General features: G+C 58.7%; 19 protein-coding genes. 9 read left to right on the top strand and 10 right to left on the bottom strand.

Translation table 11 applies throughout. From position 1 onward, the window contains the following. Positions 1–291: 291 nt before the first annotated feature. Positions 292–507, top strand: a complete 216-nt coding sequence (locus QA639_RS28815) for a hypothetical protein (RefSeq protein ID WP_283087814.1) — start codon at positions 292–294, stop codon at positions 505–507. Between the two features lie 107 nt (positions 508–614). On the opposite strand, the gene QA639_RS28810 is transcribed toward QA639_RS28815, so the two are convergent. The 5 genes from QA639_RS28810 to QA639_RS28790 all read right to left on the bottom strand — a co-directional run bounded on the left by QA639_RS28810 (position 615) and on the right by QA639_RS28790 (position 6,785). Further along, on the bottom strand, positions 615–788 hold the full coding sequence (locus QA639_RS28810) for a hypothetical protein (RefSeq protein ID WP_283087813.1): 174 nt from the start codon (positions 786–788) through the stop codon (positions 615–617). Positions 789–1,304: 516 nt separating this feature from the next. Then, complete coding sequence (locus tag QA639_RS28805) at positions 1,305–2,126, bottom strand: hypothetical protein (RefSeq protein WP_283087812.1); 822 nt, start codon at positions 2,124–2,126, stop codon at positions 1,305–1,307. A 1,495-nt stretch (positions 2,127–3,621) separates the two neighbouring features. Next, the gene (locus QA639_RS28800; RefSeq protein ID WP_283087811.1) at positions 3,622–3,954 is read right to left on the bottom strand and encodes a DUF6634 family protein; all 333 of its coding nucleotides are present in this window, start codon (positions 3,952–3,954) and stop codon (positions 3,622–3,624) included. Positions 3,955–3,993: 39 nt separating this feature from the next. Then, entirely contained in the window at positions 3,994–5,385 is a 1,392-nt protein-coding gene (locus tag QA639_RS28795) for an AAA family ATPase (RefSeq protein ID WP_283087810.1), read from the bottom strand. Between the two features lie 1,073 nt (positions 5,386–6,458). After that, a complete protein-coding gene (locus QA639_RS28790; RefSeq protein WP_283087809.1) occupies positions 6,459–6,785 on the bottom strand; it encodes a DUF6634 family protein in 327 nt (108 codons plus the stop codon). A gap of 392 nt (positions 6,786–7,177) precedes the next feature. Here QA639_RS28790 and QA639_RS41965 point away from each other — a divergent pair, with 392 nt between their 5' ends. From QA639_RS41965 to QA639_RS28780, 3 genes are all read left to right on the top strand, one after another. After that, positions 7,178–7,426, top strand: coding sequence for a helix-turn-helix transcriptional regulator (locus QA639_RS41965; protein ID WP_428841068.1), 249 nt, complete (start codon positions 7,178–7,180; stop codon positions 7,424–7,426). A gap of 291 nt (positions 7,427–7,717) precedes the next feature. Beyond that, complete coding sequence (locus QA639_RS28785) at positions 7,718–8,029, top strand: type II toxin-antitoxin system HigB family toxin (protein ID WP_074124010.1); 312 nt, start codon at positions 7,718–7,720, stop codon at positions 8,027–8,029. Further along, on the top strand, positions 8,029–8,403 hold the full coding sequence (locus QA639_RS28780) for a helix-turn-helix domain-containing protein (RefSeq protein WP_100555122.1): 375 nt from the start codon (positions 8,029–8,031) through the stop codon (positions 8,401–8,403). The genes QA639_RS28785 and QA639_RS28780 overlap by 1 nt, the downstream gene beginning before the upstream one ends. A gap of 196 nt (positions 8,404–8,599) precedes the next feature. Here the strand turns inward: QA639_RS28780 and QA639_RS28775 are convergent, their stop codons facing one another. From QA639_RS28775 to QA639_RS28765, 3 genes are all read right to left on the bottom strand, one after another. Continuing rightward, positions 8,600–9,205, bottom strand: coding sequence for a Uma2 family endonuclease (locus QA639_RS28775; RefSeq protein WP_283087808.1), 606 nt, complete (start codon positions 9,203–9,205; stop codon positions 8,600–8,602). Between the two features lie 527 nt (positions 9,206–9,732). Continuing rightward, entirely contained in the window at positions 9,733–11,292 is a 1,560-nt protein-coding gene (locus QA639_RS28770) for an ABC transporter permease/substrate-binding protein (protein ID WP_283087807.1), read from the bottom strand. Beyond that, complete coding sequence (locus QA639_RS28765) at positions 11,289–12,089, bottom strand: ATP-binding cassette domain-containing protein (RefSeq protein ID WP_283087806.1); 801 nt, start codon at positions 12,087–12,089, stop codon at positions 11,289–11,291. The genes QA639_RS28770 and QA639_RS28765 overlap by 4 nt, the downstream gene beginning before the upstream one ends. Positions 12,090–12,400: 311 nt before the next feature. On the opposite strand from QA639_RS28765, the gene QA639_RS28760 reads away from it, so the two are divergent. Both QA639_RS28760 and QA639_RS28755 read left to right on the top strand, forming a co-directional pair. Continuing rightward, a complete protein-coding gene (locus tag QA639_RS28760) occupies positions 12,401–12,685 on the top strand; it encodes a DUF2285 domain-containing protein (protein ID WP_283087805.1) in 285 nt (94 codons plus the stop codon). A 713-nt stretch (positions 12,686–13,398) separates the two neighbouring features. Next, positions 13,399–14,307, top strand: a complete 909-nt coding sequence (locus tag QA639_RS28755; RefSeq protein ID WP_283087804.1) for an integrase — start codon at positions 13,399–13,401, stop codon at positions 14,305–14,307. Here the strand turns inward: QA639_RS28755 and QA639_RS28750 are convergent. After that, positions 14,221–14,778 carry a recombinase family protein gene (locus QA639_RS28750; protein ID WP_283090641.1) on the bottom strand — a complete coding sequence of 186 codons (558 nt, stop codon included), beginning with the start codon at positions 14,776–14,778 and terminating at the stop codon, positions 14,221–14,223. The two genes, QA639_RS28755 and QA639_RS28750, sit on opposite strands and share 87 nt — an antisense overlap. Positions 14,779–15,529: 751 nt before the next feature. Between QA639_RS28750 and QA639_RS28745 the strand changes: the two genes are divergently transcribed. Both QA639_RS28745 and QA639_RS28740 read left to right on the top strand, forming a co-directional pair. Continuing rightward, the gene (locus QA639_RS28745; RefSeq protein ID WP_283087803.1) at positions 15,530–15,940 is read left to right on the top strand and encodes a hypothetical protein; all 411 of its coding nucleotides are present in this window, start codon (positions 15,530–15,532) and stop codon (positions 15,938–15,940) included. Between the two features lie 9 nt (positions 15,941–15,949). Further along, the gene (locus tag QA639_RS28740; protein WP_283087802.1) at positions 15,950–16,573 is read left to right on the top strand and encodes a 2OG-Fe(II) oxygenase; all 624 of its coding nucleotides are present in this window, start codon (positions 15,950–15,952) and stop codon (positions 16,571–16,573) included. Positions 16,574–16,661: 88 nt separating this feature from the next. Here the strand turns inward: QA639_RS28740 and QA639_RS28735 are convergent, their stop codons facing one another. After that, complete coding sequence (locus QA639_RS28735) at positions 16,662–17,015, bottom strand: type IIL restriction-modification enzyme MmeI (protein WP_283087801.1); 354 nt, start codon at positions 17,013–17,015, stop codon at positions 16,662–16,664. Between the two features lie 407 nt (positions 17,016–17,422). Here QA639_RS28735 and QA639_RS28730 point away from each other — a divergent pair, with 407 nt between their 5' ends. Next, positions 17,423–17,563, top strand: a complete 141-nt coding sequence (locus tag QA639_RS28730) for a hypothetical protein (protein ID WP_283087800.1) — start codon at positions 17,423–17,425, stop codon at positions 17,561–17,563. Positions 17,564–17,571: the final 8 nt, after the last annotated feature.

Below are 17,571 nucleotides of genomic sequence, written 5' to 3'. Positions count from 1 at the left end.
GCGGACGAGGATGTCCTCGAAAATCTGCGGGAGCATTCATTCGACGAGCCGCACAGTAGCCTCCTTTAGATACGCGTCGATACGCATCGGGCCGGGATCCGTCATAAGGGGTTGTCGCACCAGGTTGAGGATCTCCGGACATTTGAGCTGTTCGTTCTGCTCTTTCGTCGATAAGTCGAACAGAGAATCGGCGCTGCTTCTCCAACCACACTGATCACCTTCACAGCGGCCGGACGCATCGAAGAAATCGAGGCCGCCCCGTCGGCTTAGCCCACACGCAGGAGGCAGTTCATGTACGTTTTCAAGCAAGATCCGCCACGCCGGTTCGACTTCGGTCCGCTTGACCGCATCATCATACGCTCCCGCGAATACCGCTGGGTTTCGTCAGATGAATTCGGCTATGTTCTGACGCCGGCGCTCGGGATCGGCCAGCCGATTCCGGACGGCTTCTCGCACAAAGAGCTCGACGAACTCGCCAGGACGGTCAGTAGGCGCGCGATATCCTAGCGAAGTCGATGACGCGCCTGTCGAAGGCCTTGATCTCAGATGGCGATGTAGTCGTGGGACTTGAAGATGAAACGCATGGTCTTGGTCTCCTCGTGTGGCTCTGCCGACTAGCGGGAGCGGAGCTGTCGGGTGCTGGGGGCGGCCGCGCGCACGGTCTGGCGGAATGGCCAGCCAGAGAAGTGGAGGCCGAAATCATCCATGCGCGCCGACGCCTTGGGGACGTGCGGGTAGATGCGGCTGTTGTGTTTCGGATGACGACGGATGTTCTTTTGAGCGGTCATCGATCTTTCTCCTGGTTGGGAAGTTAGAAAATCGCCAGTAGGACTTCGGCGTGCAGTAGATCATCGCGCGACTGTGTTCGCGAAGCGGTTCAACTGCGCGGTTTGGGCCAAGGTCGTTGACGTGCGACGGCGGATCACGAGCACGGAAGCGGCCGCGGCCAACATGCGTCGGGAAGTATCGCAAAAGACGGCCTCCGCTCCGAAAAGGTGTGGGGATCAGGGAGGTCGACGTTGGAGACGGAAGATCAGCGCGCTATTCTAAGGCCGTCCGGCTAGGACAGGTCAGTGGCCTCCACGTCGACCTAGGAAATGCACGCCTTCCCAGAGGCGTGCATTTCAATTTGGCGATCACGATGGACATCAGAGAAGCTTTATTCCGAATGATGGCAAGGGAGAGAAGAACTGTGTCCTGACTGGACTGCTGAACTGTCAAAGGCTGCCGGTGGGGCACCGACTGCCACGGTCCTATGGTAGGATCGTGGCGTCGATAAACGTTCGCTGTCGGCGAGAGAGCCTTTAGGGAACAATCTTCATGAGGCCGTCTTCGACATCGAGGTGAATGCTGCCAAGCGCTTTGGTCAGCGCCTGCTCGAATTCGGGCCAGTCTGCCGAATGGGGCGTCGGGAACTTGCCGCCATTTCTTGAGGCGCGTTCGGCGATGCACCGGATGAATGCAGCACGTGCCTGCGGCTCCTTCGGGATGAGCGGGATACGACGACCCTGCTGTTTGGATCGAACGGGTCTGCGGTTGGCATCGAGTGCAATTATCCGGAAACGATGGGGATTTTGCTCGTGCACCCGATTGTTATCGCCCGCGGGAGAGCCGGCCTCAGACCTCGCTGCTGAGCTTTCCTTGCTGCAACCGTTGTCGTCGGAAGCCTCCGTCTTCGCGAGTTCGACCTCGTCTTCCGCGGGTTCGTCCTCGTCGGCTTCCGCTGGCGCTCCGTTCTTCGCTTCATCCTCATCGCGCCGCTGTGCCTCGTGACGTTCGTTGCGTCGACAGCAATAGAACTCGGGGAGTGATGCAAGCGCCCGAAGGAATCGACGAACTGCTGACACGGTCGGCGGCTTGGGAGGGGATCCAAAGAGCCTCTTCAACGCCCAGCACGCATCGTTTTTGCGAAACGAGAACAGTTTCTCGTAGATGCGGTCGAGCGCGGTCGCCAGTTCCTGGTCGGACCTGTCCAACCAGAAATGAGCGGAGGGGTCCCCACGCTGGGGATCTAGCAGACAGTCAACGAATAGGCTGCAATACGTGTGTTCCAGGTCGGTAAGCATTTCAACCGGGGCCAGCACGAACGCCGTTGGGTCGTTGTTCAACAATGTTGGCATCTGCATGGATATTCGCTCCATTTCGGGACAAGCGGAACCGTTTCCTCCCAAAGGGGAGGAACCCGGAACCAGGGTTTTCACCGAAATGGCACCAACGGCTGTTGCGCGGCGAATGGGCTCATGGCACCATTACCGCGGTGACCCCCGGGCTTTGCGATGCGCAGGGTGGTTCCACTTCGGCGGACTTTTCCGCACGACGCTCTGAGCGCGCCCCCGCGCCAACGGGGGTTGCGTCTCAGAGTGAATACCGTGCGAATAGTCACCCTGATCATTCCACAACGGGCTGCAAACGGTCAATAAGGGTGGTCCTGTCGGCCAGCCGCGATTCCTTGCGCTTGTTCTGGCCGCTTTTCCTTCCTCCTTCCTTGCACAAAAGGTTGCCCGGGCTCATACCGCTGGTTCCCCGCACAACCGCGTAGCGGCTTGTGGCGAGACATTACGAGTCCTTCAAGCGGCGTAGCTTTCCTTTGATCGAACTGGCCGCAAACGAATCCTTGAAGGTTAGGTGCACGTTGAAAGCGATCACGGCTTTGATCGACCCTCGCTATTCAACGCGCCTGGGAGCATGAAACTCGCCATCGCGCTTATCCGCCGAAGCGGGGTGAACTTTCCCGCGTACTCCATTCCCGTGAGGCGACAGCGCGGAGGGGTTTTTATTCTAGACGGCGAATCCTCGACGATTTCATTACAGTATTTTCCAGCAGCTCCCTCTTACGAGCACTGCGTGCAAGGATTCGATATTGCACACGCATGAATAGCATACGAGTGCGTGTGCTACCGATGTGCAATCTGAGATTGCGCGACACCAAAGCTGGTTGCTCGGCTGCGAACCCCCTCTGGGGCTCCATTGAGGTGAGGCGCGCACCCAAAAAAAATTTCAAGGATTTCGGAAACAATTGCGAACACAATGCGAATGCGGCACGCGACGTTCAATACCGGGCAGTTCCTCGACGCGAGCAATCGATCTCACGCCGCGGCATGAAGGGCAGCTATCGAAGCAACAAGAGCCAATTTGAAGCATTCCTTTTATCCTATCGTCGTCGCCTTCCGGGTCTTGAAGCATCATCGTGTGATCTGCTTGGGAACATAGACAACGCCGAGCGAGCCCAAGCGGAACTCTATGTCGGACGCGATTGCAGTGGTCATCGCAAAACTGTTGTCACGTCCGTTGCTGGCGTCTCTGCCATTCAGCCAGGCCTAAACTTCTTCTTCGCCGACATCCCTTCACGATGGGAGCGGGACCATCGCGCCCAATGCCGGGCCGAAGATTTCGGGCGACAAATCGGAAGAGGTGAATCCGAAAGCAGAAGATGGATCCTTGCAAGGACCCGGAACTCTGATGAGCGACGCCAGAGATGCGCGTGATTGGAGGCGCGCAAAGAGGATCGGAGAGAGTTGACCATCCTCGGATGTCATCATTCTCGTTGTTGGCTATCGGGGAGCATCTTCGTGGTTAACAGATTCGGTCGAAGCTTCGATAGTCGATAGTCCAGTTTAGCCCTTACTCCGTGGTGGTTTCCGCATCGCTGCGCTCACCGAGCCGATAGACCCGATTCCAGGTGCGCGCCCATTTGCGACTACGGTCTAGCCAGATCAGTTGTGAGGTGTGGATCCTGGAGAAATTTCGCAGCTCGGGATGGCATACGACGCTGCCCATCAAGACCAGGAACAAATCGCTCGGATCGTTCCCGAAGCCACGGTACGCGATGCTCGTGCACCAGTCTTCAAGCAATGGTGCGCGCTCTAGCTCGACGGATGACGGCTCCTGTCCGCTCAGATAACATCCGAAGTCTTGGCTTCGCTGAGCCATCGCATTCTTCTCTTCCATCGACATTCTTGGATTCCCGATGATGCTATTAAACTGGAGATACGCTTAGTGTCTTGCTGCGATGGAATCGCGCGCCGCGAGGGTCGCTGCGACGATCTTCTGCAGCTTGCGGATACTGAACCCTGCTTTCTCCCAGGCTCGCCCCATGACCTCGATCTCGTCGTTCGCGAGCGGCCAAACGAATTCAGGTTCGCCATTCTCTACTGCGAGTTGGCGCATGATGTTGGTCGCCAAGGCCGGGAGGTCCGCAAGTGTCGGTGCCGGTACTCTTATGATGCGGTAACGGTCCTTCAGCGGCACGGGCAAGTTTTCGACGCTGTTTGCTGTCGCGATATGCGAGATCCAGGAGAGGTCTAACTCGGCATCTAGTGAGACGTCGCGATAGCGGCACGCTGTTTCGCGTTCCAGGTGGGGAAGCAGGGCATGCCACAAGCGACCATTTCGCGACGACGTACCTGCCTTCTCAATTTCGTCGACGAGGACGACAGGATTCGCGATATGCATTTGGGTAACTGCTCGCACGGGCACCGAAGGAGTCGTGTTGCCCCAAGCCTTCGGGCTCCCGCTGAACATGTTGTCGCTCGCGCCGCCGCCATCATAACAGTATACGCCGATGCCAAACAGATCGCTGAAAAGTCTGCGGACCAGCCGTGTTTTGCCGGCGCCAGCGGGGCCCGTCAGCAAAATCGGCGACACCCGCACCGGCTCACCTTCGCGAAGGTCACGGAACACGAGGTCGATTACGCCGACTGCGTGAGGATATTCCGCGATTAATTTAGCGCGCACCGCGCCAACGTCGCGGGCAAGTAGCAATGGTAGCTTGGCGTCTACCAAACCGTTGTATTCGGTCTGGCAATTGTTGAGCTTGGTTGCCTTGCCCTTTGGCATGACAACGATACTTAACTTCTCTGGCTCACATTCACCGTCATTCTGGCTGCGCGCAGGGATTGGACTCTCTGTGCGATCAGCCTGGTTCGATTTCTGGAGCTGGGCAATTCGAAAGATGTTGTCATCGCTGTCAGCGAAATCCCCGCGCGCCGACCGCCGCCAGGCGCTGAGGCGTTGAAGTGCGTAATCCTTGGTCTCTACTTCTGCCGACCCTTCCCAGAGATGATCGATTGCATACACAAGCTGGGGCAACACGATCTCGAAGGTCTGCGGCTCGGTTGGATCGACCGACAGCATCAACGCACTGAGCGCCTCCTCGCCGCGACCTTCGGCAAACAAGCGGTCTGCGAGGGTTCTACATGCCTTCTTGCAGGGATCCTTCGTCCCGGACCAGAAATCCGTGGCAACGTCGTCCCGTTGCACGCCGTTGATTTCCTTGATGCGCAACCAGAAAAAGCCTGCGGCGTACCGCCAGTCGGGCTGCCACAAGAGCGATATCGGCAGGGGGACTGATGATAAGGTTTCGGACGAGGGGTCTTTTGCAGTCATGCAGCCTCTATCAGGTTTCGATGGCGCAGCTCGTATCGAAGCGGATTGCCGTAGGTGCGCCGCGAAACGACGACCGGAGCTTGCTGTTTTCCGCGTTCGAGATTGTCGCCTACACGCTAGTTGTCACAGAGGATGGATCGAACGTAATGAAGCTATCGCCGGGGCGGGGAGCGGCAGGATTGATGCCGAAGATGGGTGCACGCGTGCAAAGCTCGCACGACAATTACACTTCCTCGCTGTGAGTTGTGATCGCTTAGCGCTGCCGTATCAGCGGCAATACGGGACGAGCGCAATGTCTCGCGTCGACGGTTCGTTCGTCATGCACGTGACACTCGTTGCCGAATGCCACGTGTCCAGAACCTCTCGAACTAGCGAAGCCGCTTCCGCTTCATACGTAGGGCCATGGGAAAGGAGTGGCGCGAGCCTCGGATGGCAAGGCTCGCTTGTTGTAAGCCTTGGAAGAGCACTCTCAAAATGGATCATTGCGCCAGAGCAACCAAAGGTCATGACATCGCGGATCGATCTTCCTGCGACGCCGCAACGCGGACGCGATCAGAGCCGCGGACGCACGATCATCTTCGAGGAAGCAGCACAGCACAGGGGACATCGCGACGTCTGTCAAAGAATCAGTCATTCCGTGAAACTTGAGCACACGGATGGCGACGCCGATGGCTGCGGCGGGATCCCCGGTCACGGCCCGGAGCCAATCGCAATCATTGATGGGATCTGTCCTCAAAAGGACGGCGCGTACTCTCTTCACATCTCGTCGGTCGAGATATTGAGGAAGCCGAGTTCGCCACCAAACAAGCGGCGAATCCTCAATTGACGTTTGCACAGTGCATGATCGCGATGAAACTTGATCTGGAGCGTTCAACTGAAACATGCTGCTTCGGGCCCGGCTGTGCGCGGGAGTGTGCTTTGTGTGCATGAGCGAGTTTCCCTCAGGACGGGGTGATGTGACTGGACCGTGAATGAATCAAGGCAGGTGGGGCGGGCTTTCCAATCCTGGTGGGCACCAAGATCTCGCGGCGTCGAGAGCGCCTAAAACCCCTGCAACGGCTGGATAGCTGCGATTAGATGCTGCTGATCTCGGGGGTCAGCTGCTTACCGAGACGATAGAACCTCGACCACGTGCGAGCCCATCGCTTCTGGGGATCGATCAGTACCAATTCCGAAGTGTGGACGTTCGGGCAAGAGCCAAGCGAGGGATGTTGATGTACCGATCCCGTTAAGCACGGCGCGGGCAGGAAAGAGAATGACCATCGGTCGAGCAATGGCGAAGCCTGCAAATCCACTTCGGAAGGTTGCGAGCCTTGGCTGGAATTGCGCAGATCGGTGACGAGCTTTTCCAGGTCGCGGCACAGGGGGGCGAGGCTGTGAAAGGGAAGCGTGGCCGACATTGCAATTCTCCGAGGGTTAGACGCAGTAAGATGACCAGCCGGTTGGCTAGTCGCAGGTTGGAAGGTTCGTGTTTCTGCAGGTCGAAGCCGTACCCTTGCGTGTCAGCGGCTGAGATGTGCTGACGGGGCCGGTCTGGGCGTTAGGGGCGATCTTCAGAAGGGGAGGCCGAACGTCCAATGCATGGCCTGGCATGGCTCTCGCCCTTCGGCAATGGAGCCGCCAGACGGGCCGGCGCATTGAACTTGGGTTTCTCGAGTTCTAGTCTCGTAAAGCCGTAAGCAAGGATTCTATTGCCTCGGGAACGCCTTAACAGGCATCAAGGAGTCGCCAAGGATTCTTTCTCAGCGCATTGGATGTATGATATATATCATGAAGTCATCTGTAGGACAATATGTCCGCTAGTGTGATGGTTAACGCTTCTCAATTGCGCGCCGCGCGGGTCTGGCTGTCGATGAGCCAAGACGAAGTTGCAGCCGAAGCGGGCCTGACTAGGCAGACCATCGTCCGGCTGGAACAAGACACGTCTTCGGCCCAAGAGCGGACGCTCCGCGATGTGCGACGAGTTTTCGAGGCGAGGGGTATCCAGTTCTTGTTTCGCGATGGGGTGGGGGTAGGCATCTCTGCGGGGCACGCGGATTGACCGTCTCGGTCCCTGAAGCGTATCGCCAGCCCACTGGTCGTCGCTGCGCGACGGTCAAAGTACGCCCCTACAAGTGCATCCCCTAAATCGGGGCAAAGTAGGTCCCCTGCTCGGCGCCGCCGGCGCCGAGTGAAACAAGAAGGGTTCGCAGCGGGCTTCGGCTTCGCCGCGAAAGTCGAACCGTGAATTAGCCTGAGTGCAAGACGTTCTTGCTATCGGCGGGCGGCATGAGTTTCCCAAAAATGGAAATAGCCTCTTCCATTTTTGGGAAATCGACGGTAGTATCCTTTCATGCTGGTGATCGGCACGGACATTGTTGAGCGCTATTTTGCCGAGCGCTCTGGTCATCGGGGCATCGATGCGGCGCGCGCTCAATACAGGGCATGGCTGGCGATTGCGGAGGCTTCGGACTGGCGGACGCCGCAACAGGTGAAGCGATCGCATCCCAAGGCGAGCATCCTGAAGGGCGGACGTGTTGTGTTCAACATCAAGGCCAATGACTACCGCCTGATCGCCATGGTGCAATATCGTGATGGCGTGTTGATGATCCGCTTTTTCGGCAGTCATGAAGACTATGACAAGGTGGACGCGGAAACGGTGTGATGAAGGCAACATTGATAATTATCCAGAACCAGGCCGATCATGAGGCGGCCAAGGCGCTTGTCGGCAAGCTGATGCAATCTAACGGGACTGCCGATCGAGCGCGTATGGTAGCTCAGGCTCGCCTTATCGAGGCGTATGAACGTGCGCGTTGGCCGCGCAAAGCGCCGCCGTTGCCCGATTTGCTGACCTATCTGGTGGAGCAACATGGTTTGACGCGCGCTGATCTTGTGCCGCTTCTGGGTACTGCGAGTCGCGTCAGTGAGGTCATGTCCGGCAAGCGCGAATTGAGCATGACGATGGTGAAGCGTCTGCGCGAACGTTTCCATATTCCAGCGGATTTGCTGATTTCCGCGGGCGGAAGTGTTGCGGCTTAGGTCAATCGGGACCATGACTTTCGATAGGGGGCGTACTTTGCTCGGCAGCCGTCAACATTCGCATCGACGCGAGAAAGTCGGCGCATGCGATTCCAACGACTTGCAGGGGGGTAGGGGACGCACTTCGACTGGAGCCGCAGTCGTCGCCTGTGTGTTGCAGTGCTCATCATCATGCCATTGAGGACGATTGTTGCCGTCAACGAGGGCCGGGATCGCTTCTTACGATCTGGAGACGCGGTCGAGGTCTCACATCGAGCGTATCGTAGATCTCGTTCAGCGTGATGGACGTGCCCAGCGTCGGAAGTGTAATGGCGACGTCGAATTCCTCGAACTTTTTCTCGGCCCACTTTCCGTCTTCGTGCCGTCGGTGAACCCTAACGAGTGCAATCTCTGACTCGATCTGGATAACCGTGTCGACGCTCTTCAAACCTTGGTATTCGCGTAGCTTGTCTCCGTAGTCGAAGACGGCGTTGCCAGGCGAGGAGACTTCGACGATCAGCGTCGGATTGGAGGCCGTCATTGCGGCTGCATTGGGCGGTCCACAATCCACCACTACGTCGGGATATCGGATCGTATCCGGACCGGTCTGGACGGCTGTGTCGCTCGACGTGGTACGACACCCCTTCTCCTTTCCGGCGGGAACGAAGGCGGTCTGGACGTTGCTGCAGATGACGTTGTGCCCTTCCTTGGCGCCGGCCATGGCGTAGGCTATGCCGCCTACGAGCTCGTAGTGGTCCTCGCTGCCTGAAATGGCATCGAAAAAATCGTCAATCGAGAGCTTCTCGTGCTCGGGAATACCCATTGCGCCATCCAGATCTTCGCCCCTGCAACATAAACCGCTTGGTGCGATAGGAAAGCCCGTCTGTGGAACCAAAAATCGTACCGGCTACGTTTGAGCCTCCGATCGCAATTTAGGACGGCAGCGATTCCAGCGGTTTGGGGAAGCGATAGGGGACGTACATATGTCCGGTGCCGCAGTCGCTCCCATGGGTCAAGGGGCCTACCACGCAGCTGTTGCGTCAATCGTTCTTGTCAACGATCTGTTCGTGGAGGCGATGCGAGTGGCGCCCTTGCCGACGACGCGCGCTTGGCGCCAGTTGCGCGGCGCCGTGATGGGTGCGTCGCTGCCACTGTCCGAGAGGCTCATGATCGCATAGTCGCAGACCCTCGGCCTGATCGCCGGCACTATTGTGCTCTTCGTTGCCGGCTGCATGCTGTTTCAGCGACCGAAAGTCAGGGCGTGAGTGTGTAAGCCGGTCGGGTGGGCAAAGGGCAACCACGCCGTGTCCTCCGTGCGCGTGGACTATTTTGACCACTCTGGGCGTGCGCCTACTGCCCACCGATCCTCTGCCACAGCCAGCGCGCCACCGCGGCGGGCGATGAGTTCGCATTGCTGCCACTGGCGCGCAAATTGGCTTCGCGCATCGTCGCAATATCGATCCGCTCAAGGAGCGGCTTCAGCGCCTCCTGCAACGCCGCATCATGCGCGCGCCGCGGTGCCAGCAGCAGGACCGCATCATAGGGCGGGATCGCGTGCTTGGGATCGGCCAGCGTCTCCAGGTCGTATTCCTTGATTCGCCCCTCGCTGGTATAGCCAGCGATGACGTCGACGTCGCCGCTGGCCACGGCCGCATACATGAAATCCGGCTGCATCTGCCGTTGCGTGCGGAATGAGAGGCCGTAAGCCTTTTGCAGGGCGGTCCATTCGGGGCGCGAGAAGAACTCGTAGTCGCCCGCAATCGACAGCGTCGGCGCGTGCGCAGCCAGGTCAGTGATTGAATGAATACCGAGTGCATCGGCGCGATGCCGCGGCATGACCAGCGCATAAGCATTCTCGAAACCCAACGCACCAAGCAGGGTGACGTCCTGCTTTGCCAGGATCTCCTTCAACTCGGCAAGCAATGTTTCGCGCGGCGGCATATCGGTGCGGTGAAACTGGTTGAGCCACAGCGTGCCGGAATAATCGACATAGACGTCGATGTTGTTGGCCGCGAGCGCCTGGAAAATCACGCTGGAGCCGAGGCCTTCGCGGGTCGAGGCCTGCAATCCCGCCGCCTGCAGCCGCTGCTCGATCAGCGCGGAGAGCACATATTGCTCGGCAAACGTTTTGGCGCCGACGACGTAGGTCGACGGCGACCGTACCATCGAAGGTATCAGCGTGGTCATGACCACTACGGCGATCCCGACACTGCCGAGCATGGCATGGAGGCGCTTGCGCTCGCGCAATCCGCGCTCGAAGAGCGCCAAGAATTGATCGACCGCGAGCGCCAGCAGCGCCGAGGCGACGCAGCCGAACAGCACGAGCACCCAGTTCTGGGTCTGTAATCCAGCGAAGATGTAATTGCCGAGGCTGGTCTGCCCGATCGGCGTCGACAATGTCGCGGTCCCGATCACCCACACCGCCGAAGTGCGGATGCCGGCCATAATCACCGGCAGCGCCAACGGCAATTCCACCGTGAACAGCGATTGCCGTGGCGTCATGCCCACCCCTTGCGCCGCTTCAAGCAGCGCGGGATTGACGCCGTTCAGCCCGGTGATGGTGTTGCGCAGCACCGGCAGCATGGAATAGAGCGCCAGCGCCAGCATGGCGGGCAAAAATCCGAACGCGGAAAAGTCGAAGCCGAACCAACGAAGCGTCAACGACGCAAGGGCGAGCAGAAGCGGGTAGAACAGCGCGAGCAGCGCCAGTCCCGGCACGGTTTGGACGATGCTGGCGAGGCCGAGCAGGATGCCGCGGCTCACGGCATGGTTGCGTGCGAGGATCGCGAGAGGCAGGCTGATCATGAGGCCCAGCGCCAGCGCTGCCAGGCTGACCTGGACATGGCTGCCGAGGTAGTCCGGTAGGTGCGCCGCCGCTTCGCGCCAGCGGGGGTCGGACAGGAAACTCATCCCGCACTTGCTCCCGTGAGCAGGGCGTTCAGCCGCTCGGCCTGCCGCCTGGGCGTGCGCAACAGCTCCGCCACATAGGGCTCGTCGTTGTTTGACAGCTCAGCCGGCTGGCCTTGCGCCACAACCCGTCCGGCCCGCATCACCGCGATGCGATCGGCAAGCAGCAAGGCCGCCGTCATGTCGTGAGTGACCATGACCGTGGTCAAGGTGAGCCTGCGATGCAGGGCGCGGTATTCATCGCCGAGGGTGTCGCGGGTCAGCGGATCGAGCGCGCCGAACGGTTCGTCCATCAGCATGATACGGGGACGGGCGGCGAGCGCCCGCGCCACGCCGACACGCTGCTGCTGCCCGCCCGACAGTTCATGCGGAAGGCGATCGCGATGAAGGGAGCGATCGAGCCGCACCAGCTCGAGAAGTTCATCGACCCGCGCGGCGATCTCGGCGGCGGGCCAGCCGAGCAGTCTCGGCGTGACGGCGATATTGTCGGCGACGCGCATATGCGGAAACAGCCCGCCGCTCTGGAACACGTAGCCCATGCGCCGGCGCAAGCGCACCGGATCGACGTCGCGCACGTCCTCGCCCTCCACCATGACGCGGCCGCTGTCGGGGGCGAGCAGGCGGTTGGCAAGCCGCAGCAGGGTGGATTTGCCGGACCCGGAGGCGCCGACGATCGCCAGGAATTCCCCCGCGGCAATATCGAGCGAGACATCATCTACGGCCTTGATGCGTTCGGCGTCACGACCGTTGGCAAAGCTCTTCCTGACATGGGCGTAGGCGATCAGCGGTGCGAGTGCCATGGTTGGACTGGACCAGTCCCGAATCCGAAGTTCGCTTCATTCTGCGGTGGACACGTTAGCGAACTTCGCATTCGAAGGACACTGGCAAGTCTATGCGACCCGCCGTGACACGCGATTGGCGGTTTTGAGACTTCGAAATTGGTAATGGCGTCGCTGGCGTTCCGGTACGAAACGTACCGATGTGACCCCACTCCATTCGAATACGCTTGCCGAGGGGCCGCGCTCGTTCGTCCGTGTCGTACAAAGTCCGTTCATCAATCGGCCCGAATGCCGTGTGAAAAAGCACGTCGGATCCAGTGAGAGAAATGCCAATGCGCGAGAACCCGCCTCATCTCGATGTCGCCGACCAAGCGCCGGCGGACGACATCTTGACGCCGTATGACCGCAAGCATGCGGTGACGTATATGCGCATGCTGGACGCTGAGGCCGAAGATGCTGACTGGCGCGAAGTGACGGAGATCGTGCTGCACATCGATCCCCAGCGCGAGCCGACCCGAGCCCGGCAGGCCTACGAAACGCATCTCGCACGAGCGAAATGGGTGAGCCATTACGGATACAAGCTGTTGCTGCAGCGCGGCTGGCCCGTGTCAAATTGAGCAGTACGTCCTGCGTCTCAACTGTACGAACTGTACGATTGAGCGCCATCGGCGGCAAGAACGCGAGCTGCTGGTAATCGCAAGCTCGCCAGAGATCATCACAGGCTGATCTCGTTTTTGCCAGTCGGAAGCGAGCGCGATCATCAGCCGTCACGAGTACATCGTGATGGTGCTGGCCGATGCGCTGCTCGCTCGCCGCACTCTGACCGGCGAGGAATCCTCAATCGACCGGTCGGTCTGCTTGTCCGAGCTAAACCTTGCGTAGATCGCCGCTTTCATTGTCGCTGCTCGCGTCCGTGGTGCGGTGTTGCCGCTCATAATCTGCGCTCGCCGCCGCGCGAGCATCGCAGCAATGCATCGCTCGTACTGCTCTCAGCCGGCTGATCTTGTGCATGAGTGCTCGTCGCCTGATCAAGCACAGCGCGCACCGCGAGTTCGGCCTGCGTCACCTTTGCCGGTGGACCGGACATGGCAAGGACACCCCAAGGCACGACAGCCGCGTGGCCGCGACCATCCGGTTGAGACTGGGAAGCCTCCAGGAGTCGAGCGGGCTGTTGAGCGAGGAGCTGGCTATGCGACATGGCGCAGGCTGAGAATGCAGCTCTGGGCGATTACGCGGGCTTTAAGAAACGAGCGTTTAAATTCGTTTGGCGCTGTCCTGAAGGACAACAAGAATGTAGCCTGCCACCACGCCATTTTCAAGATGCATGTACATGCCCGATGAATTCACGCTTGAACGTTCAAAGCGCCTGGTCGAACGTTACACTCAACTCCGCGCTGAGCTGGACTCCAGCACGGTGGGCGGTCGCTTTATGCCCTACTCTTGGTGGAACCTTCCTGATCCGTTGCCAGTTGCCTGGTTGACTTACAGCCTAATGTTGCAGGAGTACGCCTCGGAGCTCGCCAACATCATCAACGACCTGACGCATAACGTGCACCGGCTGCGGGCTTGGGCCACGGTCACCGCTCCTCTTTCGGACGAAGAGAAACTCGAGGTGACGCACGAATTCATCGATAGGCTGGGTACGGTCGCGCTCGGCCAGCCCTATGCAATCAAGTCGCGCTTTGCGTTCGCGGCAGGGCACCTCTGCCACCAAGCAAACCAAGCCAAGAGCCCCGCAACTTGGAAAGATGATTTCCCGGAGAAGAACCTCTACCTCAACGACATCGAACCGTATTGCAGGAGCTGGAAGAAATATCGGCGCTTCAAGCTTCGGGTTGAGCCAATCGCGGGCAACACGTTCAATCAGGAGTCAGATTATTTTCGACATACCTACAACCATGGATTCTCGTCCCGGTTCGTAATCGGACTGACGAGAATGGTCAGCAGGATCGAGGAGGCTGGCAGCATCAAGTACACCTTCGGAGGCAACAGGCCGCTCGATCTGGCTGAGATTGCCGACCTGCTCGAAAAAGAGCGCGACCAGTGCTATCTTGCCTTCGACGCATTCCGACAGCTGGTCGAGGAGCAGATTGCTGCAATACGGGCTTACGAGGCGAATCCGGGGCTACAAAAACTGACAAGTAGTGGCGCATCAAACGGAAAATGGGGCCGTTTCATTCGTTGGCTTCGTACCTTGGTCGATATTGTCGGTCGCACATATCCTCGAAATAGTCGATGAACTGACACCAAAAGCAATCGCCACGTCTCTTTGCGACTTGCCGGTCGCGCAGAGTTCGCGCGCGACCCTCCGCTCGTCGAGGGTCAGCTTCGGCTTACGACCAAATTTGATACCCTTCTCGCGTGCGCGCTTTCGGCCTTCGCTTGTGCGGCGAATGATATCCTCGCGGGTCTTGCGGGCGCTGTAGCCGACGAGCGCCGCCAATACCTCGCCGAGTTCGTGCGTGATATCCGCCCAAGGCTCGGCCAAGGATCTGTAGGTCGCACCGCGTGAGGTGATGTCAGCCAGCACGCTCAGCATCTTGAAGGGCCCGCCACGGGTGAGTCGGTCGAGCGCGGGGACAATGACCGTATCGCCCTTGCGCAGCCGGCGCAGCAACCGGGTCAGCTCACGGCGGTGGTCGTTCATGCCGCCTTCTCTTTCGCAGAGGATGCGCTCGCAGACTGCGGCCTCAAGCTGAGCTAACTGAATGTCGAGAAGCTATGAGCCCCAAGCTATGCCTGAGGCGGAGGACGATTGGTCTTCATTCTTCGCGGTGAATGCCTCCGCAGGACCAATTCCAATCAACCTGCCAAATTATCATCGAGACGCCGAAGTGTACAAAGCATTCATGTCAGAACTTGGATTCATCCCGCGGCGAATGAAGCTGAATCAAACCGCGAATTCCTTGGTTCGTCGTGATGATGTTACGATCATATGGAGCAGGAAATCCCAGGTACCGTAAGGCCTGCGGAAACTGCAAAGACGTGCCCTATTGGTCGGGCTTTAGGCCAGTGCCCGGAGCCGCCGTAGCGTCTCCGCCCATGCGGGCGACAATCCCTCACACAAGCGCTGTTGAACTCCTCGCCGGAGGCACTCGGTCAAGCATCTGCCTGCGGCACCGCTATCACTGATGCGTGCTCCGGGGTGCCTTCCTAACCGGTCTCGTCGCTGCAGTCGGTCCCGCATCCCGCTTCGCGGCGCTATGCTGATGCTCTTGCGGCTGCACTATGCCGCGCTTCCGCTTTGCTTCAGCCGTCCAAGGTGCGGCGCTCGGACTTCGTGGCTCCAACCCGCTTGGCCTGGCACGGACGAGCAATGAGCGGGGCTGCTGCCCGTCCAACCAAGCTCAGAGCGCGCTTCTTCTCACTACCAAAAGGTGCTCCGTGCAAATTTACTACTTGACACCCCAACAATTTGCTATTGTGCTTTGAGGCCGGTGACGGTTCATGGGGAGGCTTAATTGCGCGATCCGATTGACCCCGTCTGGGGATTTAAACTTAGCGAACGAGAACTTTCAGAGTTCCAGGCGGCCGACGGTCGCGTTGCGTCGTCTTTGCCAGCCCTTAAGCCGCTTGAAAAAATGGCCTCTCTCTCCGAGGAGGACATGCAGTGCTTCGCAGAACTAAAGGAAGTGCTGCGGCGTCATAAGAAATTGGATCGTTTTGGGGTGACTCTGTTGCATTCGCATTTCGCAATGGGACCTGGAGAGGTCTTGGTCGAGTCTTCCGATGCGCAGCGTCGGACGATGACGCTCGAACCTAAAATCATGGATACAACTGAAATCGATGCAATCGATACTCAATGGTATTTGGGAAACGCGATGCCGCTCTCGCTTGTGAAATGCCGAACCAGTCTTCATATTGAGAAATAGGATTTTCAAATGGCCGCAGAGAAACACGTTGAAGAACCCGTAAAAACTTTCACGAGCAAATTGCCCGCTACCGCAGTCGTCATCATGGACGACTTCCTTAGTCCTCCGATTCCTGAGGATGAGATAGACCGCATCGACAAGATGAAAGACAATACTGTCGCGGGGAAATACAACTGGGCCTTTAAATCGGACATCCCGAAAGTATCGTCTCATCTACACCGCTTCTATAAGCGCGCCGTTGAGGTCATGGGTCTGGACGAGGACCAGATCCTCGGGATCGAATTTTGGATTAACACCTTCGGGCCAGGTGACGGCATACATATGCATTCGGACCTCGACGAAACCCTCTATCGTCGAACCCGGCGGATGGAGTGTGCGATAGCCGGCACGATGTGTTTTGCCGCTACGCACGATCTCAAAGGCGGAAGTTTTGTTTTCGAAGATGGCGTGACGGTTAGGCCTCGCAAGAATCGTGGGGTGCTGTTTTTTGGAGGCACGCGGCACGGGGTAGAGCCGGTCACTCACGGTGTTCGTAAGGCAGTCCTGGTCGCGTTCTGGCACCGAATGCCTACCGCCCATCGCGAAGCCGCCGCCCAGCCGAACGACGATCGCAAGGGCACGGCGAACGAATGAGCAGAAGGCAAGTCTATCTGTTGTTAAATCTCAGCCGCCTGTAAAAAAGCTGGCCATTGTCCGTCGTCTCGATGCGCCGTCGCGGAAATCAAAATAAACGCAATTCAGGCATTCGGTCGTGTCGTTGCTCCGCCATTGTTTTCGCGGCATCAATACGCTCGCGCCACGGCCGAACGATTGTCGGCCCAACAATCCGTTGAATGTCAACCTCGTGCGTGAAGTGGGCGCCGTACGCGTGCCGCTCGCCCTTGTCCATGCTCTGCTGAAAGATGGTGCCGAAGATGGCGAGGTTGATTTGTGCCCAGTTTTGCCAAGCCGCTCCCTCATCCTTCTTGCCAAGCAACTCAAGCTCGTTCTTGGTGAGTTCTATACGCGACACCTCTTCGCTGTCATTACCGAAGAGGGGATCTGGATTGTCCGGAAAGAGGAAGTTGAGTGCCATGTACCGGGCAGGGAGGTCCACAAGCTGCACGACGTGTCAGGAAGAATTTGCAGAAATCGATGAGCCCTGCCATCGTGAGGTTACCGCGACCGTCGAGGTCGCCGCGGCGCGGTTCGTCCGCCGCCTGCAGGTTGGCTTTGTAGTCGGCGCCGCGCAAGCCCTCGCGAAAAGGCGTAAAGGACAGGCTCTACGCTCGAGAACCGCTCGAACTCGTCATCATGGACCACGGTGATCGACACCTTCGTCGTGTTTGACAACGAGTTCTTTCTTCCTCTCGGCCGTCCGACGCTCACAGTCGCGATCGACGTCGCGACGAGAATGATTCTTGGCCACCTGGTTTCCTTCGAGCCTGCCAGCCTCCATTCGGTTCTGACGACGCTCAAGCGTGTCAACCGCACAAAAACTACATGTCCAAGCTGTTCCCCGACATCAACGGAACCTGCGACGCCTGGGGCCTGCCGAAAGCAGCGCTCGTTGATTCCGGATGGGAATTCAAGAGCCCGTCGCTGCAGGACGCGCTACGCGATCTCGGCACCGAGATCATCTGATCCCCCGT

It is taken from the genome of Bradyrhizobium pachyrhizi, from assembly GCF_029714545.1.
GTDB classification, from domain to species: Bacteria; Pseudomonadota; Alphaproteobacteria; order Rhizobiales; family Xanthobacteraceae; genus Bradyrhizobium; species Bradyrhizobium pachyrhizi.
Note: the sequence above shows the minus strand (reverse complement) of the source record. Positions and strands in the feature narration are given on the sequence as shown.

Bases quoted from the DNA above. Each gene is read 5' to 3' on its own strand.
- QA639_RS28815 (WP_283087814.1), top strand. From the start codon at position 292: ATGTACGTTTTCAAGCAAGATCCGCCACGCCGGTTCGACTTCGGTCCG.
- QA639_RS28810 (WP_283087813.1), bottom strand. From the start codon at position 788: ATGACCGCTCAAAAGAACATCCGTCGTCATCCGAAACACAACAGCCGC.
- QA639_RS28805 (WP_283087812.1), bottom strand. From the start codon at position 2,126: ATGCAGATGCCAACATTGTTGAACAACGACCCAACGGCGTTCGTGCTG.
- QA639_RS28800 (WP_283087811.1), bottom strand. From the start codon at position 3,954: ATGTCGATGGAAGAGAAGAATGCGATGGCTCAGCGAAGCCAAGACTTC.
- QA639_RS28795 (WP_283087810.1), bottom strand. From the start codon at position 5,385: ATGACTGCAAAAGACCCCTCGTCCGAAACCTTATCATCAGTCCCCCTG.
- QA639_RS28790 (WP_283087809.1), bottom strand. From the start codon at position 6,785: ATGTCGGCCACGCTTCCCTTTCACAGCCTCGCCCCCCTGTGCCGCGAC.
- QA639_RS41965 (WP_428841068.1), top strand. From the start codon at position 7,178: ATGTCCGCTAGTGTGATGGTTAACGCTTCTCAATTGCGCGCCGCGCGG.
- QA639_RS28785 (WP_074124010.1), top strand. From the start codon at position 7,718: ATGCTGGTGATCGGCACGGACATTGTTGAGCGCTATTTTGCCGAGCGC.
- QA639_RS28780 (WP_100555122.1), top strand. From the start codon at position 8,029: ATGAAGGCAACATTGATAATTATCCAGAACCAGGCCGATCATGAGGCG.
- QA639_RS28775 (WP_283087808.1), bottom strand. From the start codon at position 9,205: ATGGGTATTCCCGAGCACGAGAAGCTCTCGATTGACGATTTTTTCGAT.
- QA639_RS28770 (WP_283087807.1), bottom strand. From the start codon at position 11,292: ATGAGTTTCCTGTCCGACCCCCGCTGGCGCGAAGCGGCGGCGCACCTA.
- QA639_RS28765 (WP_283087806.1), bottom strand. From the start codon at position 12,089: ATGGCACTCGCACCGCTGATCGCCTACGCCCATGTCAGGAAGAGCTTT.
- QA639_RS28760 (WP_283087805.1), top strand. From the start codon at position 12,401: ATGCGCGAGAACCCGCCTCATCTCGATGTCGCCGACCAAGCGCCGGCG.
- QA639_RS28755 (WP_283087804.1), top strand. From the start codon at position 13,399: ATGCCCGATGAATTCACGCTTGAACGTTCAAAGCGCCTGGTCGAACGT.
- QA639_RS28740 (WP_283087802.1), top strand. From the start codon at position 15,950: ATGGCCGCAGAGAAACACGTTGAAGAACCCGTAAAAACTTTCACGAGC.
- QA639_RS28735 (WP_283087801.1), bottom strand. From the start codon at position 17,015: ATGGCACTCAACTTCCTCTTTCCGGACAATCCAGATCCCCTCTTCGGT.
- QA639_RS28730 (WP_283087800.1), top strand. From the start codon at position 17,423: ATGTCCAAGCTGTTCCCCGACATCAACGGAACCTGCGACGCCTGGGGC.